Annotated in this window: 4 protein-coding genes; 3 read left to right on the plus strand and 1 reads right to left on the minus strand. The window is 66.0% G+C overall.

What is annotated here, in order from left to right; translation table 11 throughout:
* The first annotated feature begins 144 nt into the window (after positions 1-144).
* Together AC1DJT_RS33690 and AC1DJT_RS33695 are read left to right on the plus strand one after the other, a co-directional pair.
* On the plus strand, positions 145-1017 hold the full coding sequence (locus tag AC1DJT_RS33690; RefSeq protein WP_476835781.1) for a GGDEF domain-containing protein: 873 nt from the start codon (positions 145-147) through the stop codon (positions 1015-1017).
* A gap of 210 nt (positions 1018-1227) precedes the next feature.
* Positions 1228-3171 (plus strand): M23 family metallopeptidase, encoded by a 1944-nt coding sequence (locus tag AC1DJT_RS33695; RefSeq protein ID WP_441506477.1) that lies wholly within the window; start codon positions 1228-1230, stop codon positions 3169-3171.
* 127 nt (positions 3172-3298) lie between these two features.
* Here the strand turns inward: AC1DJT_RS33695 and mgtE are convergent, their stop codons facing one another.
* Positions 3299-4672 (minus strand): magnesium transporter, encoded by a 1374-nt coding sequence (mgtE, locus tag AC1DJT_RS33700; protein WP_441488951.1) that lies wholly within the window; start codon positions 4670-4672, stop codon positions 3299-3301.
* A gap of 323 nt (positions 4673-4995) precedes the next feature.
* Between mgtE and AC1DJT_RS33705 the strand changes: the two genes are divergently transcribed.
* On the plus strand, positions 4996-5770 hold a 775-nt coding region (locus AC1DJT_RS33705), incomplete at its 3' end, for an acyl-CoA dehydrogenase family protein (protein WP_476835782.1).

The raw sequence follows: 5770 nt of genomic DNA on the forward strand, positions 1-5770 counted from the left end.
GACCAGCTTCACCCATCTGATCGTGCCGACATTCGCACCGCTTGAGCAGCTTCGCGACGCCTATCTCGATGTCACCGTCGAGCATCTGCAGATGGAGCGCAACGTCGCTCTGCGGTCCCTCAGACCAGCTTCACCCATCTGATCGTGCCGACATTCGCACCGCTTGAGCAGCTTCGCGACGCCTATCTCGATGTCACCGTCGAGCATCTGCAGATGGAGCGCAACGTCGCTCTGCGGTCCCTCATCGCCGTCGTGGCCGCGACCTGCCTTGCGCTCATCATCGAACTCGCGCTGCTCGTCGCCAGCCAGAACCTGCTGTTCCGGCCCTTGCTGCGCGCCCGCAGCCACGTCCTTGCCCTCGCCGACGGAGCCGTGCAGGAGCCCATCGACGGTCGGGGCATGCGGGGCGAGATGCGCAGCCTCTTCCTGGCGCTCGATACGCTTCGCCGGCGGCTGATCKAGCGCAACACGTTGGACAACGAACGCGCGGCACTGACGGAAAAGCTGAGGAAACGGGCCGACACCGATGGCTTGACCGGCGTGCTGAACCGGGGCGCCCTGGAGCGGCTGGTCGCTCACCTCCATGACGGGGAAGCCGACCCGACGGGTATCGGTCTGATCCTGCTCGACATCGACTACTTCAAGGACGTCAACGACCGATTCGGCCATGCCGCGGGAGACGCGATCCTCAAGGAAGCCGCCCAGCGCCTGCGCTCGGCGCTGCGGCGCGACGACGTCATTGCCCGCTTTGGCGGCGAGGAGTTCGCCATCCTCCTGATGGATCCACACGTCGAATCGCCGGTCGACGTCGCAGAGCGGCTCCGGACGATTCTGCAGGCCTCCCCCTTCACGCTGGAAACGGGGCAAAGCATCGAGGTGACCGCGAGTTTCGGCGTCGCCCGAAGAGAAAACCAGGACGGAGGCTGGCCTGCGTTCGTCACAGCCGCCGATCGCGCGCTTTATGTCGCCAAGGCCGCGGGGCGCAACCGTGTCGAGGAAGACCGAGAGACGTCCTGATTCGGGCTCATCGCCATCCCGGCCGGGGATGACGACCAGCGGAACGTCACCGGTTCACGACGATCCTCGAACAGCCTCGAACGCGCATGCGCTGACGGGCCGCGGGTGAAAAGTTTCTGCCGTCATAGTTTCGCCCCTTCCCGCCGCACATAGGGAGGCACCCCGTTCTCGCAGGCAGAGTCGCGAAGAGTTCCGACCGACGGAGTGGTGTTGCGCCCGTTCTACGACGAAAACGCCGATGCGCTGACCGATCCCTTTGCGCCTCGCCCGAGCCCCATGCCGCTGCGCGATCACGCCGCCTTCTCGGGACGGTGGCTTTCGGCCAGCCTGCTTCTGGGGCTGGTCGGAGCCGGATTGCTGACCTGGTCATTGCTGGTTTCCGAGGCCGATAGCCCCGCCACGCGAAGCCCGGAACGGGCCGTCACGGCCTTGCCGCGCGGCACCAGTGCAAACGGTTCGGCCCGCAAGGGCGACCTGCTTGTGCAGCGCGGGTTCTCGATCGGCACGGCGCGTCATTTCCGTGCGCCGCTCACCGAAACGGTCGGCGCGCGCGAAATCACCAAGGTCCATGCGCTCGTCCATGTCGCCGCGGAACTCTCGCCGCTCGCGATAGCTGCTCCCAACATGCCCGACCTCGAATCGCTCAGCTCTCCGCCCAGCGCCGGTCGAGAGGCTGCTCCGCAGGCGGCAGTCGATCCCGCTGATGCCGATGTGTCGGTCGTGAGGCGCGATCTATCCGATCAGGCGGCGACAGGCACCGAGCCCGGCCTCTCCGATACTGCCGCCGCCGAGCAGGTTGCCGAGTTGCTCCGCCTCTCCGGATCGGAACCGCAACTGCCGCTGGAGTATTCGAACCAGCGCATTCTCTCGCGCACCCTTCGCTTGGCCGGGGAAACCGAAACGGAGCAGGCGGCTCCCCTCGGCTCACCGGCATTCGGCTCTCTGGATGTCAGAATCATCCCGGAGAACGTCACCAATATTCCTGTGCGCACCGGCTCTCCGGGACCGTTCGAAGAGCGCGACATCATGCTCGGCCATGGCGACACCCTGGCCTCCATCCTCCAGAACAATGGCGCAGACGACCGGCGGGTCGCGGCCATCGTCGCCGCACTCGGAAAGCGCGCGAAGGCGGAGCTCCCGGAAGGCCAGCATCTGCGCCTCCTGATCGCACCGGAGGGCAGCGGCCAAACCATCCAGCGCGTCATTCTCTTCGACGAAACCGGCCCGGAAGAGATCGCTGCGGCAGATGATGGCGGCCGGTTCGTCGCGGTGGCCAAGAATGACGCGCACCACAATCCAGCTGACGACAGCAGCGATGACGACGACGAGGACAGCGGCGAGCGCGCCACCCTCTTCCAGAGCGTCTATGCCAGCGCGGTCAAGAGTCAGGTACCGCGTGAACTCATCGACGAGTTCGTCGGCATCTTCGCATCGAATCTCGATCTCAAGCAGCGAACGAATGTCGGCGATCGCCTCGAGATGATCTTCAGCGACGACGAGGCCGCCTCGACCGGCCGCCGTGAGCTGCTCTATGCCGCCCTGACGGCGGAGGGAGAGACCCACCGCGTCTATCGCTACGCTTCGCCCGAGACCGGGGATGTCGACTATCTCGACGAAGAAGGGCTTTCGCTGCGAAAGCTCCTGCTGCGCCGGCCGGTCCAGATCGGACGCATCAGCTCACCGTTCGGTATGCGCCGTCACCCGATCCTGCGCTATTCACGCCTTCACAGCGGCGTCGACTGGGCCTCGCCCCGCGGCACGCCGATCATGGCTGCAGGTGACGGGAAGGTGGTCGCCGCCGGCCCGCATGCCGGCTACGGCAACCGCGTCGAGATCGAGCACGCGAACGGCTACGCCACCGCTTACAACCACATGGCCAATATCGGCTCGCAGATCAAACCCGGAGCCACTGTCCGCATGGGCGAGATCATCGGCACCGTCGGCACGACGGGCCTCTCGACCGGACCTCACGTCCATTATGAGGTGACGATCAACAGCCACTTCGTCGATCCGATGAAGGTCAAGCTGCCGAGCAATCACAGCCTGGGCGGCACGGCACTGAGCGAGTTCAAGGACCACCAACGCCAGATCGAGAAGCTCAGGCAGCCCGGGCCCGCCACCACGGTCGCGGTGCAGAACGGACGCGCCGGCTAAGGCATCGCCCCGGGACGGGGATTGCGGTTTTCGGGGAAGGCCGATGCGAGCACGGAAGGCTTACATCATCGGAGCGGATACGAGATCCGGTCCGATGATGGAGCCGTGCCCGTCCTGCAGCGGGCGTTCAAAGCAAGGTGCCGCTCAAGATCATCGCGGCCACCCCGAAATAGATCATCAGGCCGGTGACATCGACCAGGGTCGCGACAAAGGGAGCCGAAGCACTCGCCGGGTCGAAACCCAGGCGCTTGAGGATGAAGGGCAGCATCGAGCCGGTGAGCGAACCGAAGGTGACGATACCGAGCAGAGCCACGCCGACGGTTGCCGCGATCAGGGCCCAGTGCTCGCCATAATCGTACAGACCGAGCTTCTGCCAGGCGATGACGCGCACGACACCGATGGCGCCGAGGATGGCGCCAAGCGTGAGGCCGGTCGGAATCTCACGCAGCGCCACCCGCCACCAGTCGCTCAGCTTGATCTCGCGCAACGCCAGCGCCCGGATCAGCAGCGAGGTGGCCTGCGACCCGGAATTGCCACCCGAGCTCATGATGAGCGGGATGAACAGGGTCAGCACGATCGCCTTCTCGAGTTGACCTTCATAGTGCTGCATCACCGAGGCAGTCAGCATCTCGCCGATGAGCAGGATGCTGAGCCAGCCGGCGCGCTTGCGGATCATCCGGCCGAAGCTGATCTCGTTGTAGGGCTCGTCGAGCGCCTCCATGCCGCCCAGTTTCTGCACGTCCTCCGTCGTCTCCGCGATCATCGCATCGATGACGTCGTCGACCGTGACGATGCCGATGACGCGCTCGCCAGCATCGATGACGGGAACGGCAAGGAGGTCGTATTTCGTGAACAGCCGCGCGACATCTTCCCGGTCGACCTCCGGCGTCACGCTGATCGGCTTCATCTCGGGCACGACAGAGGCGACGAGCGCCTGCGGATCGCCGCTGATCAGCCGGCGCAGCGAAACGGCGCGGACCAGCTTCCCGGTCGCGGGATCGAGGACATAGATCGCATAGATCGTTTCGCGCGTACGCTCGACATGCCGGATGTAATCGAGCGTGCGCGCGACGGTCCAGTCGGCCGGGACGCTGACGAATTCCGTCGTCATGATCGAGCCCGCGCTTTGCTCGGGATAGGCGAGCAGGCGATTCAGCGTCGCGCGCGTGTCGTGGTCGACACGGCCGAGCAGGCGCAGGCGCAACGGCTCGTCGAATTCCGGGACCACGTCGGCGACGCGGTCCGCCGACATGGCGGACAGGAACTGCGCCGCGCGCGCTTCCGGCATCAAGCCGAGCGCTTCGGAGGCCGCCGTCAGTTCATGCTGGTCCAGGACCTCGACGGCCCGTTCGAACGGCAAGGCAAGGAGCACGGCGGCAACCGTTTCGACGTCCTGGTCGTTCAGGGTTTCGACAATGTCGGCGATATGGTCCCGCGCCAGCGTCTGGGCGAGGGTTGCAGCGAGAAGATCCCGCTCCGGTGCGGTGGCAACGGCATTCATAGCTCGTATCCTTTGATCGGCCGTCATGGCCGATCGCAGGCGAGCCGGTTTCCCCGGTCAGGCGCGCGAAGCGGCGTCAGACGGCATCGACTGTCGACTGGGACTGTCGGTTGGCATTGGGTCGGGGTTCCTGTGAAACTGCCGCCGGAAGGCTTGCAGCGAGGCCGAGATGCACCCGAAGGCTCATCGCGTCAACCCCCATCTCCGTGACCGGAGCGCATGTGCGGGAACGCGCGTCCATCTTCGCAGGAACGAGCCGATCACGCCGGTTGGCGGTTCAGTGCCGGCCCTCTAAGGTCGGTGCACGAAACGACGAGGGCAGCATGGAATTCGCGCTGAGCGACGAGGAAGGACTGATCCGCGAAGCCGCCCGGAAAATCGCGTCCGACCGGCTGGCGCCGCTGGCCGAGGCTCTCGATCGCGGCGAGGGTCGCAGCGAATTCCTGGCCAATCTGAAGACCCTCGCCGAAAACGGCTTCATGGCGCTCAATGTCCGCGGCGAGTTCGGCGGCAGCGAGGCCGGCACGGTCGCCTTCGCGCTGACACTGGAGGAACTCGCGGCCGCCTGCGCCTCGACCGCGGTCACGACCTCGGTGACCAATATGGTCGGAGAGGTCATCCAGGCGGTCGGCTCGGCCGCGCACAAGACCGCCTATCTGCCGAAGCTCGCTGACGGCACCTATGCGGCCGGCGCCTTCTGCCTGACCGAAGCCGGAGCGGGCTCGGACCCCGCGGGCATGCGGATGCGGGCGCGCCGCGACGGCGACAGCTATGTGCTCGACGGCCAGAAGATCTTCATCACCAGCGGCGAATATGCCGGCCTCTTCGTCGTTTGGGCCGTGACCGACCCCGACGCACCGAAAGGCAAGGGCATCTCGGTCTTCCTGGTTCCGGCCGACACGCCGGGCGTCAGCGTCGGCAAGGCCGAGAAGAAGATGGGGCAGACCGGCTCGGCCACGAATACCATCCATTTCGAGGGCGCACGCATCCCGGCCTCGAACCTGATGGGTCGGGAGAATGACGGGTTCCGGGTTGCGGTCGGCGAGCTGGCCGGCGGGCGCATCGGCGTCGCCGCCGTTTCGCTCGGCATCGCCCGCG

The organism is Allobosea sp. 05T422_2, from assembly GCF_056396265.1.

Excerpts from the sequence above, each read along its gene's own strand:
- mgtE (WP_441488951.1), bottom strand. The coding sequence starts at position 4,672 with ATGAATGCCGTTGCCACCGCACCGGAGCGGGATCTTCTCGCTGCAACC.